This is a genomic window from Kitasatospora sp. NPDC091207, assembly GCF_044768625.1.
Taxonomy (GTDB): Bacteria; Actinomycetota; Actinomycetes; order Streptomycetales; family Streptomycetaceae; genus Kitasatospora.
Genome location: NZ_JBIVVS010000027.1, coordinates 23,630 through 45,907, shown reverse-complemented (window position 1 = coordinate 45,907; position 22,278 = coordinate 23,630). Strand labels below are relative to the sequence as shown.

Genomic DNA, 22,278 nt, shown 5'->3' with positions numbered 1-22,278 from the left:
GATGACTGATCAGAAGCGTGATCGGCCCTGGCTGATGCGGACCTACGCGGGACACTCGACCGCGAGCGACTCCAACGCGCTCTACCGGAAGAACCTCGCCAAGGGCCAGACCGGTCTCTCGGTCGCCTTCGACCTGCCGACCCAGACGGGCTACGACTCCGACCACATCCTCGCCCGCGGCGAGGTCGGCCGGGTCGGCGTGCCGGTGGGCCACGTCGGGGACATGCGCGCGCTGTTCGACGGCATCCCGCTCGAACAGACCAACACCTCCATGACGATCAACGCCACCGCCATGTGGCTGCTGGCGCTCTACCAGGTGGTCGCCGAGGAGCAGGGCGCCGACATCGCCAAGCTCACCGGCACCACCCAGAACGACATCGTCAAGGAGTACCTCTCGCGCGGGACGCACGTCTTCCCGCCCGAGCCGTCCGTGCGTCTGATCACCGACATGATCGCCTACACGGTCGGGAACATCCCCAAGTGGAACCCGATCAACATCTGCAGCTACCACCTCCAGGAGGCCGGGGCCACCCCGGTCCAGGAGATCGCCTACGCGATGTGCACCGCGATCTCGGTGCTGGACGCGGTGCGCGACTCCGGCCAGGTGCCGGCCGAGCGGATGGGCGAGGTGGTCGCCCGGATCTCCTTCTTCGTCAACGCCGGCGTGCGCTTCGTCGAGGAGATGTGCAAGATGCGCGCCTTCGCCCAGCTCTGGGAGAAGGTCACGCTGGAGCGCTACGGCATCCAGGACGCCAAGCAGCGCCGCTTCCGCTACGGCGTCCAGGTCAACTCGCTCGGCCTGACCGAGGCGCAGCCGGAGAACAACGTCCAGCGGATCGTGCTGGAGATGCTCGCCGTCACGCTCTCCAAGGACGCCCGCGCCCGGGCCGTCCAGCTGCCCGCCTGGAACGAGGCGCTCGGCCTGCCCCGCCCCTGGGACCAGCAGTGGTCGCTGCGCATCCAGCAGGTGCTCGCCTACGAGTCCGACCTGCTGGAGTACGGGGACCTCTTCAACGGCTCCGAGGTGATCGAGAACAAGACCGCCGAGCTGTTGGCCGGCGCGGAGGCCGAGATCGCCAAGGTGCTGGAGATGGGCGTCAAGGCGGGCAACCGCGGCATCATCCCGGCCGTCGAGTCCGGCTACCTGAAGTCCAACCTGGTCGCCTCGCACGCCGCCCGCCGGGCCCGGATCGAGTCCGGCGAGGACAAGATCATCGGGGTCAACTGCTTCGACACCACCGAGGAGAGCCCGCTCACGGCCGACCTCGACACCGCGATCATGGTGGTCGACCCCGCCTCCGAGCAGTCCGTGCTCGCCGCCCTGGAGCAGTGGCGCGGCGACCGCGACGAGGCCGCCGCCCAGTCCGCCCTCCAGGAGCTGAAGGCCGTCGCGGCCACCGAGACCAACCTGATGCCCGCGACGCTCGCCTGCGCCCGCGCCGGGGTCACCACCGGCGAGTGGTCCTTCGCCCTGCGCGAGGTCTTCGGCGAGTACCGCGCGCCGACCGGCGTCGGCGGCGCCCCGGTCGCGGTGGCGGCCGAGCCCGGCGGCGAGCTGGCCGCGGTCCGCGAGGCGGTCGCCGCGACCGCCGCCGAGCTGGGCACCGGAAAGCTGCGTCTGCTGGTCGGCAAGCCCGGCCTGGACGGGCACTCCAACGGCGCCGAGCAGATCGCCGTCCGGGCCCGCGACGCCGGGTTCGAGGTGGTCTACCAGGGCATCCGGCTGACACCCGAGCAGATCGTCTCCGCCGCCGTCGCGGAGGACGTGCACTGCGTGGGCCTGTCGATCCTCTCCGGGGCCCACCCCGAGCTGGTGCCCGACGTCCTGCACCGGCTGCGCCGGGCCGGGGTGGAGGATGTGCCAGTGATCGTGGGTGGCATCATCCCGGCAGCGGACGGTGAGGCCCTCAAGGCCGCCGGCGTCGCTGCCGTGTTCACCCCGAAGGACTTCGGCATCACGACCATCATCGGCCGGATCGTGGACGAGATCCGGCTGGCCAACAGGCTCCAGCCGTGGACGCCCGCAGCCGCCGCGACGACCACCAGCTGACCCCGGAAGGACTGACCCACCCTCATGGCAACCGTCAACAGGCTCCGCCCCCGCCGCTCCTGCCTCGCCGTGCCGGGCTCCAACCCGCGCTTCCTGGAGAAGGCCCAGGGCCTCCCGGCCGACCAGGTCTTCCTCGACCTGGAGGACGCCTGCGCCCCGCTGGTCAAGGAGAGCGCCCGGCACCACATCGTCGACGCGCTGAACAACGGCGACTGGGGCAAGAAGACCAAGGTCGTCCGCGTCAACGACTGGACCACCCACTGGACGTACCGCGACGTGATCACGGTCGTCGAGGGCGCCGGCCCCAACCTCGACTGCATCATGCTGCCGAAGGTCCAGGACGCCGAGCAGGTCAAGGCGCTCGACCTGCTGCTCACCCAGATCGAGAAGACCATGGGCTTCGAGGTCGGCAAGATCGGCATCGAGGCGCAGATCGAGAACGCCAAGGGCCTGATCAACGTCGACGCGATCGCCGAGGCCTCCCCGCGGCTGGAGACGATCATCTTCGGCCCGGCCGACTTCATGGCCTCGATCAACATGAAGTCCCTGGTGGTCGGCGAGCAGCCGGTCGGCTACCCGGCCGACGCCTACCACTACATCCTGATGCGCATCCTGATGGCCGCCCGCGCCAACGACCTGCAGGCCATCGACGGCCCCTACCTGCAGATCCGCAACCAGGAGGGCTACCGCGAGGTGGCCGGCCGCGCCGCCGCGCTCGGCTTCGACGGCAAGTGGGTGCTCCACCCGGACCAGGTCGCCGCCGCGAACGAGATCTTCTCGCCCTCGCAGGCGGACTACGACCACGCCGAACTGATCCTCGACGCCTACGACTGGTGCACCTCCGAGGCGGGCGGCGCCAAGGGCTCCGCGATGCTCGGCGACGAGATGATCGACGAGGCCAGCCGCAAGATGGCCCTGGTCATCGCCGGCAAGGGCCGCGCCGCCGGGTTCCAGCGCACCTCCAAGTTCGAGCCCCCGCAGGCCTGACCTCCCCTCCTTAAGGACCACTGAGATGCAGTTCGGACGCACGTACGAGGAGTTCGAGGTCGGCGCTGTCTACAAGCACTGGCCCGGCAAGACGGTCACCGAGTACGACGACCACCTGTTCTGTCTGCTCACCATGAACCACCACCCGCTCCACATGGACACCCATTACGCGGAGCGGACGACCGACTTCGGCAAGAACGTCGTGGTGGGCAACTACATCTACTCGCTGCTGCTCGGCATGTCCGTCCCGGACGTCTCCGGCAAGGCGATCGCCAATCTGGAGATCGAGTCGCTGCGCCACATCGCGCCGACCTTCCACGGCGACACCCTCTACGGCGAGACCACCGTGGTCGACAAGTGGCCGTCCAAGTCCAAGGACGACCGCGGGATCGTGTACGTCGAGACCAAGGGCTACAAGCAGGACGGCACGGTCGTCTGCGTCTTCCGCCGCAAGGTGATGGTGCCGACCGCGACGTACATCACGGAGCGCGGCGGCGAGCAGCCCGGCCGTCCCGTTCCGCTGTCCTAGCCCGCGACCCCAGAGCCCCGGACGGGTAGGCCGCCGTCATCGGCCGATCCCCACCCCGGTCCCGGGGGCCCCGCCGCGTAGCCACGCCGGCTGGGCCCCCGGCAATCCCCCCCCCCGCTGTTCTTGCCCTCCCCCCACCCTCTTCCTCTTTCGCCACAGGAGCCGCACGATGGGACGCCTCGCACAGACCGACGGCCTCACCGAGATCCAGCGGGACATCCTCGCCACCGTGCGGGATTTCGTCGACAAGGAGATCATTCCGGTCGCGACCGAGCTGGAGCACAAGGACGAGTACCCCACCGCCATCGTCGAGGGGATGAAGCAGCTCGGCCTCTTCGGTCTCACCATTCCCGAGGAGTACGGCGGCCTCGGCGAGTCGCTGCTCACCTACGCCCTGGTGGTGGAGGAGATCGCGCGCGGCTGGATGTCCGTCTCCGGCATCGTCAACACCCACTTCATCGTGGCCCACATGATCAACGCGCACGGCACCCAGGAACAGAAGGACTACTTCCTGCCGAAGATGGCCGCCGGTGAGATCCGCGGCGCCTTCTCGATGTCCGAGCCCGGTCTGGGATCCGACGTTTCCGCGATCTCCACCAAGGGCGTCAAGGACGGCGACTCCTACGTCATCAACGGCCAGAAGATGTGGCTCACCAACGGTGGCACGTCCACCCTGGTCGCGGTGCTCTGCAAGACCGACGAGGGCGGCAGCTCCCCGTACAAGAACATGACCACCTTCCTGATCGAGAAGACGGCGGGCTTCGGCCCGAACCCGACCGTCCCCGGCCTCACGGTGCCCGGGAAGATCGAGAAGATGGGCTACAAGGGCGTCGACACCACCGAGCTGATCCTGCAGGACGTCCGCATCCCGGCCGACCGGATCCTCGGCGGCGCCCCGGGCAAGGGCTTCTACCAGATGATGGACGGCGTCGAGGTCGGCCGGGTCAACGTGGCCGCGCGCGGCTGCGGCGTCGCCCGCCGCGCCTTCGAGCTGGGCATCTCCTACGCCCAGCAGCGCTCCACCTTCGGCAAGAAGATCGCCGAGCACCAGGCGATCCAGTTCAAGCTCGCCGAGATGGCCACCAAGGTCGAGGCCGCCCACCAGATGATGGTGATGGCCGCCCGCAAGAAGGACAGCGGCGAGCGCAACGACCTCGAGGCCGGCATGGCCAAGTACCTCGCCTCCGAGTACTGCAAGGAGGTCGTCGAGGACGCCTTCCGCATCCACGGCGGCTACGGCTTCTCCAAGGAGTACGAGATCGAGCGCCTCTACCGCGAGGCCCCGATGCTGCTCATCGGTGAAGGTACTGCGGAGATCCAGAAGATGATCGTCGGACGTCGTCTGTTGGAGGAGTACCGCATCGCGGAGTGAGAACGACCAGCACGGAGACTCGCCCGGGCGGTGCGGTGACGCCCGCCCGGCGGGTTGACGGCCCACTGACGGCCGGTCGACGGGCGTGCGGGCCCGTCCCGGCACCCCGCCGTGCCTCCACGACCCCGGCCTGGTCCGCCTGGGGTCCGGCACGGCTCCCGAAGCGGCCGCAGGGCGTACAGCTGCTGTCACGCGCCTTGCGGCCGCTTCGGCGCACCCCGCGCCCGCCCCGGCGCCGACGGCTCCGGGGTTCCGCCGGCACACCTGTTGAGACAAGTGTCACCAGCCTCGCCCGGACCCTTGGGAACCGGAGCGGGGCGAGCTACGGTCGTATACACAGAAGGCGCAGCTGCGCCGCACGCAGGACACATGACCGAGCAGGCGGGTTGCCCACCCACCGTGTGCTCCCGATAGCATCCACCGGGACAGCAGCCGTCCCTCTATTACTCGATCCCCGCGGTGGCCCCCGTCCAGCGGCCATGCTCCCCCGCGACAAAGGTCTTCGATGCCCATCAGCCCGTCCCCTCACACCTCCGTCACGGACCGCGATGCCCTCGCCGCCACGACGGCCGGTCGGCGACCCCGCGTGACCATCGCGCGCGGAGCCACCCCCTGGTTCGTCCCCACCCTCGCCACGGCCGCCGTGACCACCGCCCTCACCCGGCGCAGCGGTGCATGGGCCCTGGCGGCGGTACCCGCCTGTGCGCTCAGCGCGGGCATGCTGTGGTTCTTCCGCGACCCCGAGCGTGAGATCGGCACGGGCAGAGTGATCTCCCCCGCCGACGGCGTGGTGCAGAGCATCGACGCCTGGCCGGACGGCCGCACCCGGGTGGCGATCTTCATGAGCCCGCTCAACGTGCACGTCAACCGGGCGCCCCTGCCCGGCACCGTGACGTCCGTCGAGCACGTCGCGGGTGGTTTCGTGCCCGCGTTCAACAAGGACAGCGACCAGAACGAGCGGGTCGTCTGGCACTTCGAGACCGAGCTCGGCGACATCGAGATGGTGCAGATCGCGGGGGCCGTGGCCCGCCGGATCGTGCCGTACGTCGACGCCGGTACCAAGGTCGAGCAGGGGGATCGGATCGGTCTGATCCGCTTCGGGTCCCGGGTCGACACCTACCTGCCGGCCGGCGTCGAGGTCGGCGTCGAGGTCGGCCAGAAGACCACAGCCGGGGTGACGCGCCTTGACCGTGACTGATCCTGAGACGATTGTCGGCCTGGACGACGAGGAGACGGCCCTGCGCCGCCGCCGTTGGGCGCGCGACCGCGAGCTGCGCGCCCCGCGCTCTCCCCAGCACCTGTCCACCGCCGACTTCCTGACCCTGGGGAACGCCGTCTGCGGCTTCCTGGCGATCTACTCGATCACCACCGGGGTCCTCGTCCCGCACATCACCAACCCGGACGCCGCGCCGGACAAGCACAGCGCCGCCACCGCGGTGACGCTGCTGCTGATCGGCTCGATGTGCGACCTCTTCGACGGGCTGGTGGCGCGCAAGCTGCGCTCCTCCGCCCTCGGGGCCGAGCTCGACAACCTGGCCGACCTGATCAGCTTCGGCATCGCGCCGGCCTACTTCGTCGCGGTCTGGGGCATGGTCTCGCCGGGCTCCGACAGCCGGCTCTCGGCGCTGATCGCGCTGACGGTGCTGCTCTCCGTGGTGCTGCGACTGGCCCGCTTCTCGGCGGTGAAGATGCGGCCCGGGGTGTTCCAGGGCATGCCCTGCCCGATGGGCGCGATGACGGTGATCGCCATCGTGCTCCTCGACCCGCCGTTCCTGCCCGGTCTGCTGGCCATCGCGGGCACCGCGTACCTGATGATGAGCCGGATCGAGTACCCGAAGCCGCAGGGGCTGCTGGCCACCGCCACGCTCTGCTGGATCGTGCTCTCGATCGGCTGCCTGGCGGCCTGGGCGACCGGCCTGAAGGGCGGCGACTACCTGCTGCACATCGGCGCCTTCGGCCAGATCGCGCTCGCCGCGATGGCCCCGCTGCTGGTCATCCGGCGCAAGGTCGGCCAGAAGGTCGGGGACGTCCGGGCGCGCCGCGCGGAGTCCCGGCTCGGCTGATCCCGACGGACGTACGACGAAAGGGCCCGGATCCGCTCGACGGATCCGGGCCCTTTCGTCTGCGCTCACGTGCGGACTCTCCGGGGTACGTCCTGCCGGGGCGCGTCCTGCCGGGGGTGGGTCCGCCCCCGGCACGGGCTTCCGGCGGCTACGCCCCGCCGCGGTGGACGCTGAAGGCCGAGCGGCGGGCCGCGCGGGCCACGCCCGGGTCGGGGTGGACGCTGGAGACGGCGGTCAGCACCGAGGCCGCCCGGGGGTGGCCGGACTGCCGGGCCCGGGCGAACAGCCGGACCGGGTCACCGGCCGAGGCGCCCTCGACGTGGCCCACCAGCAGCTCGGTCTCGCCGTGGTCGAGCACGGCGGCCGCGGTGTCCACCCAGAGCCAGGCGGCGTCCTCCGCGCCCAGCACATCGGCGGGGGCGACGCCCTCGTCCGACTGCTCGGCCAGCCAGAGCAGCGCGTACGGGCGCAGCACCGGCGCGTCCACGGCGGCCCGGACGGCCTGCTCCGCGGTGGAGCCGGCCACTCGCAGCGCCTCGAAGGCGAGGCCGCGGACCAGGGCGTCGTCACCCTGGGCGGCGTCCAGCAGTTCGGCCACCGCCCGGTCGGCCGGCCGGGCCGCGACCCAGGCGCGGAACTCGGCGCGGGCCGGGCCCGGCGAGTAGTCGGCGCAGGCGTTGAGCAGCTCGAAGGCGCTCTGCTCGATGTGTCCGGCGGCCGTCTGGGCGACGGTGCAGATCTCCTCCAGCTTGGCCCGCACCGCCCAGTGCCCGAGCGGCGAGAGCTCGGCGGCGTCGTCCTTGCGGACCACCGCTCCGACGGCGGCCAGGCCGTCCAGCATCCAGTCCAGGACGGCGGCCACGTCGGCGGGCGCGGCCGGGGTGTCGATCTGGGGCTCGCGGCAGGTGCCACGGACGGCCGAGACCGCGGAGGCGGCGTGCGGCACGGGCGAGAGGCCCAGCGCGCCGTCGCCGCCGCCGACCCGGCGCTCGTCCAGGCCCCGGCGCAGCAGCTCCAGCAGCTCGCTGTCGGCGACCGGGCCGGCCACCAGGTGCAGGAAGGAGAGCAGCTGGGGTGCCTGGTCGACGGCCTGCCCGGCGAGCACCGCGAAGACGCCGCGCAGGGCGGCGGGCGGCACCGGGGCGAGCAGCGTCCAGGCGTCGAACAGGGCCGACCAGCCGCGGACCACGGCCTCGTCGTCGTGCTCCCAGGCGTGCAGGCGCCAGCCGGGGGCGGCGCCGCCGTCCCGGGCCTCGACCAGGCCGACCAGCAGGGCCTGGCCCCAGGCCTTGGTGGCGGCGCCCACCGTCATGGCGAGGGCGCGGCCGGCGTCGCGGGCGTCCTCGGGGAGCAGCTCGCCGCGCTTGTCGACCTCGGCGAGTTCACCGGCCCAACGGGCGATGCGGACGGCGTCGATCAACATCCGACGGGCCAGCGGGGCCAGCTCGGCGGGAGCGGGGAAGCCGTCCGGCACCGGGACCCGGCCACGGCCGGGGGCTGGTGCGGGGCCTCGTCGGCGGGGTACGCCGGAGCCGCCCGGCCTGGCGCCGGCGGGGCGGTGGGCAGTTCCGGGGAGACGGGTCACCGTCGCACCGGAGCCGATCGTCGGCGGGAGCTGGGCATCACGGTCGCGCGGATTCCGAGACGTCACGTCGAGCAGTCTTCCCCTTGTACCGGCCTTCTGTCACATCCGATCGGCCCCGACTACCGGGAGGCGGTCGCGGTGGGTCGACAAGATCGGGCAACAGAGGCCAAACCGCCTGGCCGGATCTGTCTGACACGGACACGCCAGCTCGGGGGCGGTGTGGTGGACGGGGCGGCAGAAGAGGACCGGCAGGGGGCTCCGGCCCCGTCCGGCGCCGCCCGGGAGCGGAGCCGCGGGGGCCCGGAGCCGCGAGGTTCAGAGCGGCGGGGCCCGGAGCGGCCGGCCTCGGAGCGGCGCGGCTCAGAGCAACGGGGTGAGCCAACGCCGGAGGTGCTCCTCGTAGCGGTCGGGGTCGGCGTTCCAGAGGCCCGCGTGCTCCCCGCCGGGCACGGCCTGGAGGCCGACCACGTCGGAGCGGCGGTCGGCCAGCCGGGCGGCGGCCCGCCAGGGGGCCAGCGTGTCGTCGGGCCCTTGCAGGAGGAGGGTGGGCACCCGCAGGTCGGTCCCGTCCGCGAGGCGCGCGAAGTCGGCCAGATCCACACCGGCGCGACCCTCGGCGGCGAGCGCGCCCAGCTCGGCGGCGGCGCCCCGGTAGCCGGCCCGGGCCGCGCCCCGGCGGGCGGAGGCCGACCAGTCGAGCACCGGGGAGTCCAGCACCAGGCCGCTGATCGCGGACGCCCAGGCGGAGCGGGCCGCGGTCTGCAGCACCATGGTCGCGCCGAGCGACCAGCCGTACAGGACGACCCGCCCGGCGCCGCTGTCGAGGGCCAGCCGCAGGGCCGCCTCGATGTCCCGCCACTCGGTCTCGCCGAAGTGGCCGAGGCCGTCCGGGGAGGCGGGCGCGCCCTCGTCGCCGCGATAGGTGACGGCGAGGACGGGCAGGCCGAACCGCTGCAGCACGGGGATCACCGGGAGGGTCTGCTGCCGGTCGGCGCCGGGGCCGTGCACCAGGATCACCCAGGTGCCGCGCTTGCCGTCGAGCCGCCAGGCGGGCAGCGCGCCCAGCTCGCCCTCGACGGCGGTCTCGGTGAACGGCAGGCCGAGCGCGGAGGTCGGATCGCCGACGTGGACCCGGGGCGTGAAGCGGACCGCGGTGCCGGGTGCCAGGGTGCCCCGGTCGGCGCGGACCAGTCGCCGGGTGACGCCCCGCTCGTCGGCGTGCAGGACCTCGTCGACCACCGCGTGCCCGCCGTCGGCCCATTCGACGGCCCAGCGGCCGGGGCGGGCGCTCTCGGCGGTGCGGGTGAAGGTGGCCCGACCGGCGCCCAGGGCCAGCACCACCACGGGGCCGGCGGCCCGCTCACGGGCGGCCGCCGGGTTGACCATCCGCTCGGACGCCCTCCGGCCGATCAGCAGGACGGCGGCCCCGGTGCCGACGGCGGCGGCCGCCACTACGGCTGCGGTTCCCCAACGCATATCGCTCCCCGCTCGTTCGTCGCGGACTGGGCAGTGTGCCCACCAGTCCACTCGCGGGGACGGCGCCCGGCCACCGGACACGGCCGTCCGGGTCACGCCGGGCCAGGGTTCGCGGCACGGCTCGCGGCACGGCGCGGCTCGCGGCACGGCGCGGCTCGCGGCACGGCAGGGAGAGAGCGGAGCGGACCGCGGCCGGTCAGACCGGGATCCCGGTCTCCAGCCGCCCCAGCAGCTCCCAGAACCGCTCGCCCAGCGGCCGGGCCACCGGCGCCGCGGCGGGGCCCGCCGCCGGGGCCGGGGAGCCCCAGCTGCCGGCGCCCCAGTGGGAGGCGACCTGGTACTCGCTCTGCAGCGCCGTCAGCACGGCGACGAGGTCGTCCTCGTGCACCGGCACGATCCGGCCGATCGCCCGGACGTGCGCCTGCCAGCGGCCGTCCACGCCCTGCCGCAGCCGCCGGTCCAGCTCGTCCGCCCGGCCCGTCACCGCGACCAGCTCGCGCAGCGTCAGGCCGAGCACCTGGGCCAGCGCGTACGTCTGCTCCTGCCCACCGTCCCACTGGCCGGTCGCCTCCGCCCGCTGGTACTGCCGCAGGTCGATGCCGATCCGGCGGGCCGCGCTCTCCTGGTTGAGCTCCCGGGCGACCCGGAAGTCCCGCAGCCGGGCCGGGCGGACGCCCATCAGCTGGGCCGGCGGGCACCAGAGCGCCCGGGCCAGCGCGACGAACTCCTCCTCGGCGGGGCGCAGCTCACCGCTCTCCCAGCCGAGCAGGTGGGCGGGCAGCAGCCGGACACCGTGCGCGGCCATGCCCTCGACCACCTGTTCGGGGGTCAGGCCGAGTCCGGCGCGGTGCGCGCGGGCGGCCGCGGGCGAGAAGGGCACCGGAGGCACGGCGGGTGGCTGTCTGCGTCGCATGGGACCCGACGGTAGGGGGTGGTCCGGCCGCCCCCCAGCCGCCGAACACACGAAGCGGGCCTGGAGGGTTCTCCAGGCGACTGGACGATCGCACAGGCTGTCATGCCCCTGCGGGGGGTGGTGATCAGAGATAGCGACGGGGCCGGGAAACCCCCGGGCGCTGTGACCAACCCCTCCGTGACCTTGGTTGACGCACGGTTCGGCCGCGTGATGGGATCCTTCAGCCAAACGGAGGCATGCAGAGGAAGCCGGTGCGAGTCCGGCGCGGTCCCGCCACTGTCACCGGGGAGCACACTCGGAGCCCCTCCTCGCCCCACGCGGCGCCGGAGGGGTCCATCGCGGCGGGCCGTCAGAAGCAGCCGGAAGGCCCGGGGGTGCGTTCGACCCGGAAGCCAGGAGACTCTCGCCCCCGGTTCGTCGATCCAGGGCGCGGACCCTGAGTGAGGACACGCACGCGATGCAGGCTGCCCCGACCTTCCGAGCCCTCTGCTGTCCACCGTGCGCCCGCTGACCCGCGCCGCCGCCTTCGCGCTGGGCGCCGTGGCCGGGTACCTCGCCGACGCCCGCTTCGCCGATCCGCGGCGCGGCCACCCGGTGGCCGTCTTCGGCAGTGCGGCCGGCCGGCTGGAGCGGCGGATCTGGCGCGACGACCGCGCGGTCGGCACCGCCTTCACCGCGCTCTGCGTGGGTGCCGTCGCCGCCGGCGCGGTGGCCGCCGACCGCACCCTGGGCCGCCGACCGCTCGGGCGGGCCGCGCTGGCCGCCGCCGCGACCTGGACGGTGCTCGGCGGCACCTCGCTCACCCGCGAGGCCCGCACGATCGGGCGCTCGCTCGCCGCGCACGACCTCGCGGCGGCGCGCGGGCGGCTGCCGCACCTGTGCGGACGCGACCCGAGCGCCCTCGACGAGCGGCAGATCGCCCGCGCGGTGGTCGAGTCGGTCGCCGAGAACACCGCCGACGCCGTGGTCAACGCGCTCGTCTGGGGCGCCCTCGCGGGCACGCCCGGGCTGCTGGCGTTCCGCGCGGTCAACACCCTCGACGCGATGGTCGGCCACCGCTCGCCGCGCCACGCCCGGTTCGGCTGGGCCTCGGCGCGGCTGGACGACGTGGCGGGCTGGCCGGGCGCCCGGCTGACCGCGCTGCTGGCGGTCGCCGCCGCGCCCGAGCCCCGGACGGCCTGGCGGGTCTGGCGCCGGGACGGCTCCGCCCACCCCAGCCCCAACGCCGGCCAGGCCGAATCGGCCTTCGCCGGCGCCCTCGGCGTGCGCCTCGGCGGCACCCTGCGGTACGGCAGCCGGGTGGAGCACCGGCCGGTGCTGGGCGGCGAGCTGCGGCCGGTGACGGTGGACGACATCGAGCGCGCCTGCCGGCTCTCCCGCCGGGTGGGACTGCTCGCACTGGGTACGACCGTCGCCGGGCACGCCGTCGTGCGGGCACTCGGGGCGGGGACGAGAAGGGGGAGCGCATGAGCAACGCACTGCTGGTCGCCGGGACGACCTCGGACGCCGGGAAGAGCGTGGTCACCGCGGGCATCTGCCGCTGGCTGGCCCGTCAGGGCATCGCCGTGGCGCCGTTCAAGGCGCAGAACATGTCCTTGAACTCCTTCGTCACCGCCGACGGCGCGGAGATCGGCCGCGCCCAGGCGATGCAGGCCCAGGCGGCCCGGGTGGAGCCCGAGGCGGCGATGAACCCGGTGCTGCTGAAGCCCGGCGCGGACGGCCGCAGCCAGGTGGTGCTGCTCGGCCGGGCGGTCGCCGAGGTCGGCGCGCTGGACTACCGCGAGCGCAAGCCCGTCCTGCTGGAACGGGCCCTGGAGTGCCTGGCCGACCTGCGCCGCCGCTACGACGTGGTGGTCTGCGAGGGCGCCGGGTCGCCCGCCGAGATCAATCTGCGCGACCGGGACATCGCCAACATGGGCCTGGCCACCGCCGCCGCGCTGCCGGTCGTGGTGGTCGGCGACATCGACCGCGGCGGCGTGTTCGCGGCGATGTACGGGACGCTGGCGCTGCTGTCGCGGGAGGACCAGCGGCATGTCGCGGGCTGGTTCGTCAACAAGTTCCGCGGCGACGCGCGGCTGCTGGCGCCCGGGCTGGAGATGCTGCGCGAGCTGACCGGCCGTCCGGTGCTGGGCACCCTGCCGATGCTGTCCGGGCTCTGGCTGGACGCCGAGGACTCGCTGGACCTGACCACCGTGGTGGACCGCACCGAGGGCCGCGGACCGCTCGGCGCCGACGTGCTGCGGGTGGCCGTGGTGCGCTTCCCCCGGCTCTCCAACTTCACCGACGTGGACGCGCTGGCGCAGGAGCCCGGGGTGCTGGTCCGCTGGGCCACCCGGCCCGAGGAGCTGGCCGACGCCGACCTGGTGATCCTGCCCGGCACCCGGGCCACCGTGGCCGACCTGGCCTGGCTGCGCGAACGCGGCCTGGAGCCGGCCCTGCGGGCCCGGGCCGCGGCCGGGCTGCCGGTCCTCGGCGTCTGCGGCGGCTACCAGATGCTGACGCGCGCCATCCACGACGAGGTCGAGTCCCGGGCCGGCGCCGTCGACGGCCTGGCCCTGCTACCCGCCCACGTCCGGTTCGGCGCCGAGAAGGTGCTCGCCCGGCCGGTCGGCCGGGCGTTCGGGCAGCCGGTCGCGGGCTACGAGATCCACCACGGCGTGGTGACCGTCGAGGGCGGCACCGCGTTCGTCACCGACGAGGACGGCCGGAGCCTGGACGGCTGCCGGGTCGGACCGGTCTGGGGGACGACCTGGCACGGCGTGCTGGAGAACGACGACTTCCGCCGCGCGCTGCTGCGCGAGGTGGCCGGGGCGACGGGCCGGGCCTTCGTGCCGGCCCCGGACACGTCGTTCGCCGAGGCGCGCGAGGCCCGGCTGGACCGGCTGGGCGACCTGATCGACGAGCACGCGGACACCGACGCGCTGTGGAAGCTGATCGAGGGCGGGGTGCCGGCCGCGGGTTCGCTGCCGTTCCTGCCGCCCGGGGCCCCCTTGGAGAATCATGAGTGACGTCCGCTACCCCTTCACCGCGATCGTCGGAATGGCCGACCTGCGGCTCGGGCTGCTGCTCAACGCGGTCTCCCCGGCCGTCGGCGGCGTGCTGGTGCGTGGTGAGAAGGGCACCGCCAAGTCGACCATGGTGCGCGCGCTGGCCGGCCTGCTGCCGTCCATCGCCGCCGTCGACGGCTGCCGCTTCGCCTGCGACCCGGCGGCACCGGACCCGCACTGCCCGGACGGCGCGCACGACGGCGCCGACGAGTCCCACCGCCCCGCCCGGCTGGTCGAGTTGCCGGTCGGCGTCTCCGAGGACCGGATCGTCGGCTCGCTGGACCTGGAGCGCGCGCTGGCCGAGGGCGTCAAGGCGTACGAGCCGGGCCTGCTGGCCCGGGCGCACCGGGGCGTGCTCTACATCGACGAGGTCAACCTGCTCCAGGACCACGTGGTGGACCTGCTGCTGGACGCGGCCGCGATGGGCCGTTCCTACGTGGAGCGCGAGGGCGTGTCGGTGCGGCACGCGGCGCGGTTCCTGCTGGTCGGCACGATGAACCCGGAGGAGGGCGAGCTGCGCCCGCAGCTGCTCGACCGGTTCGGCCTGACCGTGGAGATCGCCGCCACCCGGGAGCCGGCGGAGCGCGCCGAGGTGGTCCGCCGCCGGCTGGCCTACGACGCCGACCCGGCCGGCTTCGCCGTACGGTTCGCCGAGGACGAGCGCGCGCTCGCCGGGCGGATCACCGCGGCGCGCGAGCTGCTGCCCGCGGTCGTACTGACGGACGTGGCGCTGCGCCAGATCACCGCCGTCTGCGCCGCGTTCGAGGTGGACGGGCTGCGCGCGGACATCGTGATGGCCCGCACCGCCGTCGCCCTGGCCGCCTGGGCGGGCCGGACCGAGGTGCTGGAGGAGGACGTCCGCAAGGCCGCCCAGCTGGCCCTGCCGCACCGCCGCCGGCGCAACCCCTTCGACGCGCCGGGCCTGGACGAGGAGCAGCTGGACCGGACGCTGGAGGAGCACGCCCGGCCCGAGGAGCCCCAGCCCGAGGAGTCCGCCGCCGAGGAGCCGAAGCCCGAGGGCGAGGACCCCCGGGACGGCGGGCCCGAGGACGACGGTCCGGGCCCGGACGGCGGCGGCCCGGACGGCGGCCCCGACAACGGCGGCGGCGCACCCGCGCCCTCCGACGCGCCCGACGGCTCCGCGGCCGCCGGGCCCGAGCCGGAGGCACCGGCCGCCGGGGAGCCGGTGCCGCAGCAGAGCCGCGGCGGCGCCCCGGAGTCCGCGCCGGTGGCGGCCGGCGAGCCGTACCGCACCCGGCTGTTCAAGGTCGAGGGCACCGGCAAGGGCGCCCAGGGCCGCCGCTCCCCCGCCGAGACCGACGGCGGCCACACCATCCGCGCCCGCCGCCCGCAGGGGCGGCTCGCCCGGCTGCACCTGAGCGCCACCCTGCGGGCCGCCGCGCCGCACCAGGTGGCGCGCGGGCGGGACTCGCGGGCGCTGGTGCTGCACAAGGACGACTTCCGCGAGCAGGTCCGCCAGGGCCGCGAGTCCAATCTGGTGCTGTTCGTGGTGGACGCCTCCGGCTCGATGGCGGCCCGGCAGCGGATGACCGCCGTCAAGGGCGCCGTGCTCTCGCTGCTGATGGACGCCTACCAGCGCCGCGACAAGATCGGCATGATCACCTTCCGCGGCGCGACCGCCGAGCTGGCCCTGCCGCCGACCTCCTCGGTCGAGGTGGGCGCGGCCCGGCTGGAGTCGCTGCCCACCGGCGGCCGGACCCCGCTGGCGGCCGGGCTGCTGCGGGCCCACGAGGTGCTGCGGGTCGAGCGGATGCGCGACCCGCACCGCCGCCCGCTGCTGGTCGTGGTGACCGACGGCCGGGCGACCGGCTCCCGCGACGCCGTCGCGCGGTCCCAGCGCGCCGCCGAACTGTTCACCGCCCAGGGCGTGGCGAGCGTGGTGCTGGACTGCGAGTCCGGTCCGGTGCGGCTCGGCCTGGCCCGCACGCTGGCCGCCCGGCTGGGCGCCGCCGCCGTGACCCTGGACGAGCTGCGGGCCGAAGGCGTGGCCTCGCTCGTCCGCGACAACCGTGCCAACCGAGCCACCACGACGCGAAAGGCGGCCTGATCCACATGCCCAAGGGAGTCCCCGAGAGCGTCCCCGACGACGGCCTGACGACCCGTCAGCGTCGCACCCAGCCGATCACGGCGGTCCACACCGGCCCCGGCAAGGGCAAGTCCACCGCCGCCTTCGGGATGGCCCTGCGGGCCTGGAACCAGGGCTGGCCGATCGGGGTGTTCCAGTTCGTCAAGTCCGCCAAGTGGAAGGTCGGCGAGGAGAACGCGCTGCGGGTGCTCGGCGCCTCCGGCGAGGGCGGCACGGTCGACTGGCACAAGATGGGCTCCGGCTGGTCGTGGATCCAGCGCTCCACCGAGATGGAGATGGACAGCGAGGAGGCCGCCAAGGAGGGCTGGGAGCAGGTCAAGCGCGACCTGGCCGCCGAGACCTACCGCTTCTACGTGCTGGACGAGTTCACCTACCCGATGCACTGGGGCTGGGTCGACGTGGCCGAGGTGGTGTCGGTGCTGAAGGACCGCCCGGGCAGCCAGCACGTCGTCATCACCGGCCGGTACGCGACCGAGGCGCTGACCGACTGCGCCGACCTGGTCACCGAGATGACCAAGGTGAAGCACCCCATGGACACCGGCCGCAAGGGCCAGCGCGGCATCGAGTGGTGAGCCCGCGACCGCAGTAGCGCATCGACCGGTCAGTCCGCGAAAGCAGTGAAGCCTTGAACAGCACCCCCCGTCTCGTCATCGCCGCGCCGTCCTCCGGCTCGGGCAAGACCACCGTCGCCACCGGCCTGATCGCCGCGCTCGCCGCGCGCGGCCTGGCGGTCTCGCCGCACAAGGTCGGCCCGGACTACATCGACCCGGGCTACCACGCCCTGGCCGCCGGCCGGCCGGGCCGCAACCTGGACGCCTTCATGTGCGGGCCGGAGCGCGTCGCGCCGCTGTTCCTGCACGGCGCCGCCGGGGCGGACGTCGCGGTGGTCGAGGGCGTGATGGGGCTGTTCGACGGCGCCTCCGGGCGCGGCGAGCTGGCGTCCACCGCGCATGTCGCCAAGCTGCTGCGGGCCCCCGTGGTGCTGGTGGTGGACGCCTCCTCGCAGTCCCGCTCGGTGGCCGCGCTGGTGCACGGCTTCGCCTCCTGGGACCCGGAGGTCCGGCTCGCCGGAGTGATCCTCAACCGGGTCGCCTCCGACCGGCACGAGCAGCTGCTGCGCGAGGCGCTGGAGGAGGGCTCGGGCGTACCGGTGCTCGGCGCGGTGCGCCGCTCGGCGGCGGTCGCCACGCCGTCCCGCCACCTCGGCCTGATCCCGGCCGTGGAGCGCTCGGCCGAGGCCCTGCGGGCCGTCGCCGACATGGGCGAGCTGGTCGCCGCCTCGGTGGACCTGGACGCCGTCCTGGCGCTGGCCCGGACGGCTCCGCCACTGGACGCCACCCCTTGGGACCCGGCCGCCGAGGTCGACCCGGTGACCGGCGCGCCCCGGATCGCGGTGGCCGGCGGCGCCGCCTTCTCCTTCTCGTACGCCGAGAACGCCGAACTGCTCACCGCGGCCGGGGCCGAGGTGGTGCCGTTCGACCCGCTGCACGCCGACGCGCTGCCGGCGGGCACCGCCGGTCTGGTGATCGGCGGCGGCTTCCCCGAGCTGTACGTCCGGGAACTGAGCGCGAACGCGACGCTGCGCGCCGCGATCGCCGCGTTCGCCGGCTCGGGCGCCCCCGTCGCCGCCGAGTGTGCCGGACTGCTCTACCTCGGGCAGGAGTTGGACGGCCTGCCGATGTGCGGCGTGCTGGACACCTCGGCCCGGATGACCGAGCGGCTGACCCTCGGGTACCGGGAGGCGGTCGCGCTGACCGACTCGCCGCTGGGGCCGACCGGCACCCGGGTGCGCGGGCACGAGTTCCACCGCACGGTCTGCGAGCCCGCGGCGGGGGAACGGCCCGCCTGGGGCTGGCGGCTGCCGACCGGGCCGCGCACCGAGGGCTTCACCGGGGGCACGCTGGGCAACGTTCACGCTTCGTATCTGCACCTGCACTGGGCAGGATCACCGCAGCTCGCCGCCTCGTTCGCGGCGGCCGCGGCCGCGCACCGCGCGGGCTGAGCGAACCGACGGGCCCTCGGGCCTGGTGCTTTCCCCGCCCGGGGCGTCAGAATGGGGACAGATAGCCGAAAATCGCCTATTTCGCAACCGGTGTCGGCCGGACCCGACCGCCTCGGGGTGAACCGACCACCCTTCGGCGAACCGACCGACAGCCGGCGACCGCCCACTCGGCGAGGTCGCCACACCCCCCGCGGAGTGAGCTGGCTCAAAGGAGCCGTCACGATGCGTCACACCTTAACCCCGCTGCATCACCGTCCCGTCGACGACCGCCACGCCTGCCCGGTGCCGCTGTCCCCCAAGGCGTTCGCCCAACTCCGCGCCCGCTACCAGGACCTCGTCGAGCACCGGCGGCTCCCGGCGGACCTCACCTTCGAGCAGTACTACCGCGTCTGGCGCTCCCGACGGCGTGGTGAGAACGTCATCGGCCTCGACGACGGCTCCGTCCGCCCCGGCCCCAGCACCGGGGCCCAGTTGATCACCCGTCCGACCAAGAAGCTGCGGGGGACCATCCGCACCCTGGTCCTGCTGGTCGACTTCCCCGACCACCCGCACAGCCCCGAGCACACCGTCGGCCACTTCGAGCAGATGCTGTTCAGCGCCGACACCTTCACCACCGGGTCGATGCGCGACTACTACCGCCTGATCAGCGGGTTCGACCCGGCCCGGCCGACCGCCCACGGCATCGACGTCCAGGGCGAGGTGCACGGCTGGTTCCGCCTGCCGCACCCGCTCTCGTTCTACGCCGACAACCAGTCGGGCACCGGCGATCCGCCCCGGAACTCGCAGGGCATGGCGGCCGACACCCTGGAGCTCGCGCTCAAACAGGGCATCGACTTCTCCGCCGGCTTCGACGCCCTCGGCGAAGGCCTCGTCACCGCCCTGTTCATCGTCCACGCGGGCAGCGGCGCCGAGCAGACCGAGCGGCCGGGCGACATCTGGAGCCTCAAGTGGAACCCGCCCGGCGAGGCCGGCGTGGAGGTCTCGCCCGGCCTGCGGGTGCAGACCTTCCTGACCGTCCCCGAGGACTGCGCGGTCGGCGTCTGCGCCCACGAGTGGGGCCACCTGGCCGCCCGCTGGGCCGACTTCTACGACACCGGACGCGTCGAGGCGACGACGTCCAACGGCCTCGGGGACTACTGCCTGATGGCGGGCGGCTCCTGGGGCAACGACGGGATCACCCCGGTCTTCCCGAACGGCATGCTCCGGATGTTCCACGGCTGGACCACCCCCCAGGAGGTCGTCAGCACCACCACCGGCATCACGCTGCGGCCCGTCGCCGAGGGCGGCGACCTGCTGTTCGTCCGCAACCCCCAGCGGATGAAGGAGAGCCAGTACCTCATCGTCGAATACCGCCGCCGGCACGGCCAGGACACCTTCCTGCCCTCCCAGGGCGTGGCCGTCTACGTCGTGGACGAGGCCATCGACAACGTCAACGACGAACACCACCTGGCCATCGCGCTCATGCAGGCCGACGGCCGGAACGACCTGGCGAAGATCTTCGGCAGCGGCAACCGGGGCGACAAGACCGACCTCTACCCGGCCCTGGGCAACACCAGTATCGGACAGCACACCGAGCCGGCGCTCAACGAGCCGGACGGCACCTGGAGCGGCGTCACCCTCGCCGTCGCCGGGACCCCGGGAGCGGAGCAGATGGGGATCGACGTCACCATCGCGTGAACCTCCCGGAGCCGTGCACCGGTGCCTGCCCGTGCACCGTGAGCCGTCCACCGCGAGCCGTGAGCCGTGAACCGTGAACCGGGCGGCACGAACCGTGAGCCGGACGGCACCGACCCTGGGCCGGGCTGTCGTCCGGTGGTCGGGCCGCCCGAACAGGCCGCCCGGCCGGTGCGGTTGACTGGGTGCCCCGACCCCCACGCGGAGAGGCACCCATGGCCAAGCTGCACACCTACACCGCCGAGATCACCTGGACGGGCAACCAGGGCAGCGGTACCAGCGACTACCGCTCGTACGGGCGCGCCCACGAGGTCGCGGCCGAGGGCCGCCCGACCATCCCCGGCTCCTCCGACCCCGCCTTCCGGGGCGACCCGGCCCGGTGGAACCCCGAGCAACTGCTGCTCGCCTCGATCTCGCAGTGCCACCTGCTCTCGTACCTGCACCTGTGCGCGGTGAACGGCGTCGTCGTCACCGACTACGCCGACCGCCCCGTCGGCACGATGGCGGAGACCGCCGAGGGCGGGCACTTCACCGAGGCGGTGCTGCACCCGCGGATCGAGGTGGCCTCGGCGGAGATGGTGGAGAAGGCACTGGCGCTGCACGCCGACGCCCACCGGGCCTGCTTCATCGCCTCCTCGGTGAACTTCCCCGTCCGGCACGAGCCGGTGGTGACGGTCGCCCCGTAGCCGGCCCCGCCGCCGCGCCGGCTTCCGGCTCGCTGCCCCGGTGCCCGCGTACCGGGAGCGGCGGGGGGCATGCGGGTGAAGAGTGCGCCACGACGTTCGACGCCCCACCGCAGGACGGTATGTCTGCCCGTACTGACCATCCGTCATGACGGCCGGCACACGGCCGGGAGTAGGTGGGTACATGAGATCGACCCCTCGACAGTGGCGTACCTGGGCCACCGCCGTCACCACGGCGGTGGCCGCCGTCGTCTCGACCGGCGTGGCGGGCGCGGCACCCGCGCACCACGACGGCCTCAGCCCCGACATTCTCGCGATCATGGGAAAGCCGGCGTACGAGCACGCCCAGTGGGGCCTGCTGGAGATCGACGACACGACCGGCGAGGTGATCCACTCCCAGTACCCGAACCAGTTCTTCATCCCCGGTTCGACGGCCAAGCTGGTCAGCGTCTCCGGCACCTGGCACACCCTCGGCGGTGAGCACCGGTTCACGACGCCCGTGCAGGCCGTCGGCGACCGGTCCGGGTCGGTGCTGGACGGTTCCCTGGTCCTGGTCGCCCAGGGCGACCTCACCATGGGCGGCCGGACCGAACCGGACGGCTCGGTCGACTTCCGCCCGATCGACCACACCTACGCCAACGACCTGCCCGGCGCCACGCTCACGCCGGAGAACCCGCTCGCCGGACTGGACGAGATCGCCCGGCAGGTCCGCGCGGCGGGCCTCACCGAGGTCCACGGCGACGTCGCGATCGACTCGCGGCTCTTCACGTCGTTCCCCGAGCTGGACCCGACACCGACCCCGCTGATCATCAACGACAACCTCATCGACCTGCTGACCACGGCCACCACCCCCGGCCAACCGGCCCAGCTCAGCTGGCGGCCGCAGGTCGCGCCCTACCAGGTGGAGTCGACCGTCCGGACGGTGGCCGCCGGCGGCACCACGGACATCGCGGTCTCCGCCTCGCCGGACGGCACCCGCATCACCCTGTCGGGCACCATCGCCGCCGACGCGCAGCCGACCCTGCGGGTCTCCACCGTCCAGGACCCGGACGCGTTCGGGCGCACCGCGCTGATCGAAGCGCTCGCCCGGGCCGGCGTCACCGTCACCGCCCCGCCGACCGGGCCCAACCCCACCGGCGTGGTGCCCGGCTCCTACGACGGGACGCAGCGCGTCGCCGCCTTCGTCTCGCCGGTCTACGCCGAGTACGCGCGGCTGATCCTGAAGGTCAGCCACAACCTCGGGGCCAACCTCGGGATCTGCCTGATGGCCGTCGCGGCCGGCAACCACCAGTGCGAGGACGGCTTCCCCGTCCTCAAGGACTTCCTCACCCGGGCCGGGATCGACCCGACCAAGGTGCAACTGCTGGACGGCCGCGGCGGCAACCCCGTCGACCGGGTCACGCCCGACGTGGAGAACGAGATCCTGCACTACTGGCAGGGCACCCCGGAGGCCACCCGGTTCCGGGAGGCGCTGCCGATCCTCGGTGTGGACGGCTCGTTGGCCGGCGCCTGCGCGGGCTGTCCGACCTGTCCGGGCAAGGGCAAGGTGTGGGCCAAGCCCGGCACCGTCGCCGGCCTGGACGCGGTGAACCAGCGGCTCGCCATCGGCGGCGAGACGCTCGGCGGCTACCTCGACGCGGGCCACGGCCGGCTGCACACCTTCTACCTGGCGGTGAACGGCGCGTCGACCCAGGACATCAACACCTTCTTCGACGTCGTCAACGACCTGAACCGGATCGCCGGTCTGCTCCAGGAGCAGGCCGAGGCGCGGAGCAACGCCTGATCCGTCC

Annotated in this window: 17 protein-coding genes and 1 riboswitch; of the genes, 14 read left to right on the top strand and 3 right to left on the bottom strand. The window is 73.7% G+C overall.

What is annotated here, in order from left to right; translation table 11 throughout:
* Nucleotide 1 precedes the first annotated feature (1 nt).
* The 6 genes from ACIQTO_RS31865 (at nt 2) to ACIQTO_RS31840 (ending at nt 7,001) form a co-directional block, all read left to right on the top strand.
* Nucleotides 2-2,050: a protein meaA gene (locus ACIQTO_RS31865; protein ID WP_402395415.1), complete on the top strand. Its 2,049-nt coding sequence runs from the start codon at nt 2-4 to the stop codon at nt 2,048-2,050.
* A gap of 24 nt (nt 2,051-2,074) precedes the next feature.
* The gene (locus tag ACIQTO_RS31860) at nt 2,075-3,037 is read left to right on the top strand and encodes an HpcH/HpaI aldolase/citrate lyase family protein (protein ID WP_402395413.1); all 963 of its coding nucleotides are present in this window, start codon (nt 2,075-2,077) and stop codon (nt 3,035-3,037) included.
* A 25-nt stretch (nt 3,038-3,062) separates the two neighbouring features.
* Nucleotides 3,063-3,566, top strand: a complete 504-nt coding sequence (locus ACIQTO_RS31855; protein WP_402395410.1) for a MaoC family dehydratase — start codon at nt 3,063-3,065, stop codon at nt 3,564-3,566.
* A 169-nt stretch (nt 3,567-3,735) separates the two neighbouring features.
* Nucleotides 3,736-4,938 carry an acyl-CoA dehydrogenase family protein gene (locus ACIQTO_RS31850; RefSeq protein ID WP_402395407.1) on the top strand — a complete coding sequence of 401 codons (1,203 nt, stop codon included), beginning with the start codon at nt 3,736-3,738 and terminating at the stop codon, nt 4,936-4,938.
* 505 nt (nt 4,939-5,443) lie between these two features.
* A complete protein-coding gene (locus tag ACIQTO_RS31845) occupies nt 5,444-6,136 on the top strand; it encodes a phosphatidylserine decarboxylase (RefSeq protein WP_380574319.1) in 693 nt (230 codons plus the stop codon).
* Complete coding sequence (locus tag ACIQTO_RS31840) at nt 6,123-7,001, top strand: CDP-alcohol phosphatidyltransferase family protein (protein WP_402395404.1); 879 nt, start codon at nt 6,123-6,125, stop codon at nt 6,999-7,001. Before ACIQTO_RS31845 ends, ACIQTO_RS31840 begins: the two co-directional genes overlap by 14 nt.
* Before the next feature lie 148 nt (nt 7,002-7,149).
* On the opposite strand, the gene ACIQTO_RS31835 is transcribed toward ACIQTO_RS31840, so the two are convergent.
* From ACIQTO_RS31835 to ACIQTO_RS31825, 3 genes are all read right to left on the bottom strand, one after another.
* Nucleotides 7,150-8,475 carry a hypothetical protein gene (locus tag ACIQTO_RS31835; protein WP_380574322.1) on the bottom strand — a complete coding sequence of 442 codons (1,326 nt, stop codon included), beginning with the start codon at nt 8,473-8,475 and terminating at the stop codon, nt 7,150-7,152.
* Nucleotides 8,476-8,946: 471 nt separating this feature from the next.
* The gene (locus ACIQTO_RS31830) at nt 8,947-10,062 is read right to left on the bottom strand and encodes an alpha/beta hydrolase family protein (protein WP_402395402.1); all 1,116 of its coding nucleotides are present in this window, start codon (nt 10,060-10,062) and stop codon (nt 8,947-8,949) included.
* A 196-nt stretch (nt 10,063-10,258) separates the two neighbouring features.
* On the bottom strand, nt 10,259-10,975 hold the full coding sequence (locus tag ACIQTO_RS31825; protein ID WP_402395400.1) for a transcriptional regulator: 717 nt from the start codon (nt 10,973-10,975) through the stop codon (nt 10,259-10,261).
* A 240-nt stretch (nt 10,976-11,215) separates the two neighbouring features.
* A riboswitch (cobalamin riboswitch) is annotated at nt 11,216-11,378 on the top strand.
* A gap of 95 nt (nt 11,379-11,473) precedes the next feature.
* Here ACIQTO_RS31825 and ACIQTO_RS31820 point away from each other — a divergent pair.
* The 8 genes from ACIQTO_RS31820 (at nt 11,474) to dacB (ending at nt 22,271) form a co-directional block, all read left to right on the top strand.
* Nucleotides 11,474-12,445 carry a cobalamin biosynthesis protein gene (locus tag ACIQTO_RS31820; RefSeq protein WP_402395398.1) on the top strand — a complete coding sequence of 324 codons (972 nt, stop codon included), beginning with the start codon at nt 11,474-11,476 and terminating at the stop codon, nt 12,443-12,445.
* Nucleotides 12,442-13,983: a cobyric acid synthase gene (locus tag ACIQTO_RS31815; RefSeq protein ID WP_402395395.1), complete on the top strand. Its 1,542-nt coding sequence runs from the start codon at nt 12,442-12,444 to the stop codon at nt 13,981-13,983. Before ACIQTO_RS31820 ends, ACIQTO_RS31815 begins: the two co-directional genes overlap by 4 nt.
* Nucleotides 13,976-16,090, top strand: coding sequence for a putative cobaltochelatase (locus ACIQTO_RS31810; protein WP_402395393.1), 2,115 nt, complete (start codon nt 13,976-13,978; stop codon nt 16,088-16,090). Before ACIQTO_RS31815 ends, ACIQTO_RS31810 begins: the two co-directional genes overlap by 8 nt.
* 5 nt (nt 16,091-16,095) lie before the next feature.
* On the top strand, nt 16,096-16,701 hold the full coding sequence (gene cobO / locus ACIQTO_RS31805) for a cob(I)yrinic acid a,c-diamide adenosyltransferase (protein ID WP_402395390.1): 606 nt from the start codon (nt 16,096-16,098) through the stop codon (nt 16,699-16,701).
* Between the two features lie 53 nt (nt 16,702-16,754).
* Nucleotides 16,755-18,131 (top strand): cobyrinate a,c-diamide synthase, encoded by a 1,377-nt coding sequence (locus tag ACIQTO_RS31800; RefSeq protein WP_402395387.1) that lies wholly within the window; start codon nt 16,755-16,757, stop codon nt 18,129-18,131.
* A 222-nt stretch (nt 18,132-18,353) separates the two neighbouring features.
* Nucleotides 18,354-19,808 (top strand): M6 family metalloprotease domain-containing protein, encoded by a 1,455-nt coding sequence (locus ACIQTO_RS31795; protein WP_402395384.1) that lies wholly within the window; start codon nt 18,354-18,356, stop codon nt 19,806-19,808.
* Between the two features lie 212 nt (nt 19,809-20,020).
* Nucleotides 20,021-20,491: an OsmC family protein gene (locus ACIQTO_RS31790; RefSeq protein WP_402395381.1), complete on the top strand. Its 471-nt coding sequence runs from the start codon at nt 20,021-20,023 to the stop codon at nt 20,489-20,491.
* Nucleotides 20,492-20,672: 181 nt separating this feature from the next.
* Nucleotides 20,673-22,271 (top strand): D-alanyl-D-alanine carboxypeptidase/D-alanyl-D-alanine-endopeptidase, encoded by a 1,599-nt coding sequence (gene dacB, locus ACIQTO_RS31785; RefSeq protein ID WP_402395379.1) that lies wholly within the window; start codon nt 20,673-20,675, stop codon nt 22,269-22,271.
* Nucleotides 22,272-22,278 lie beyond the last annotated feature (7 nt).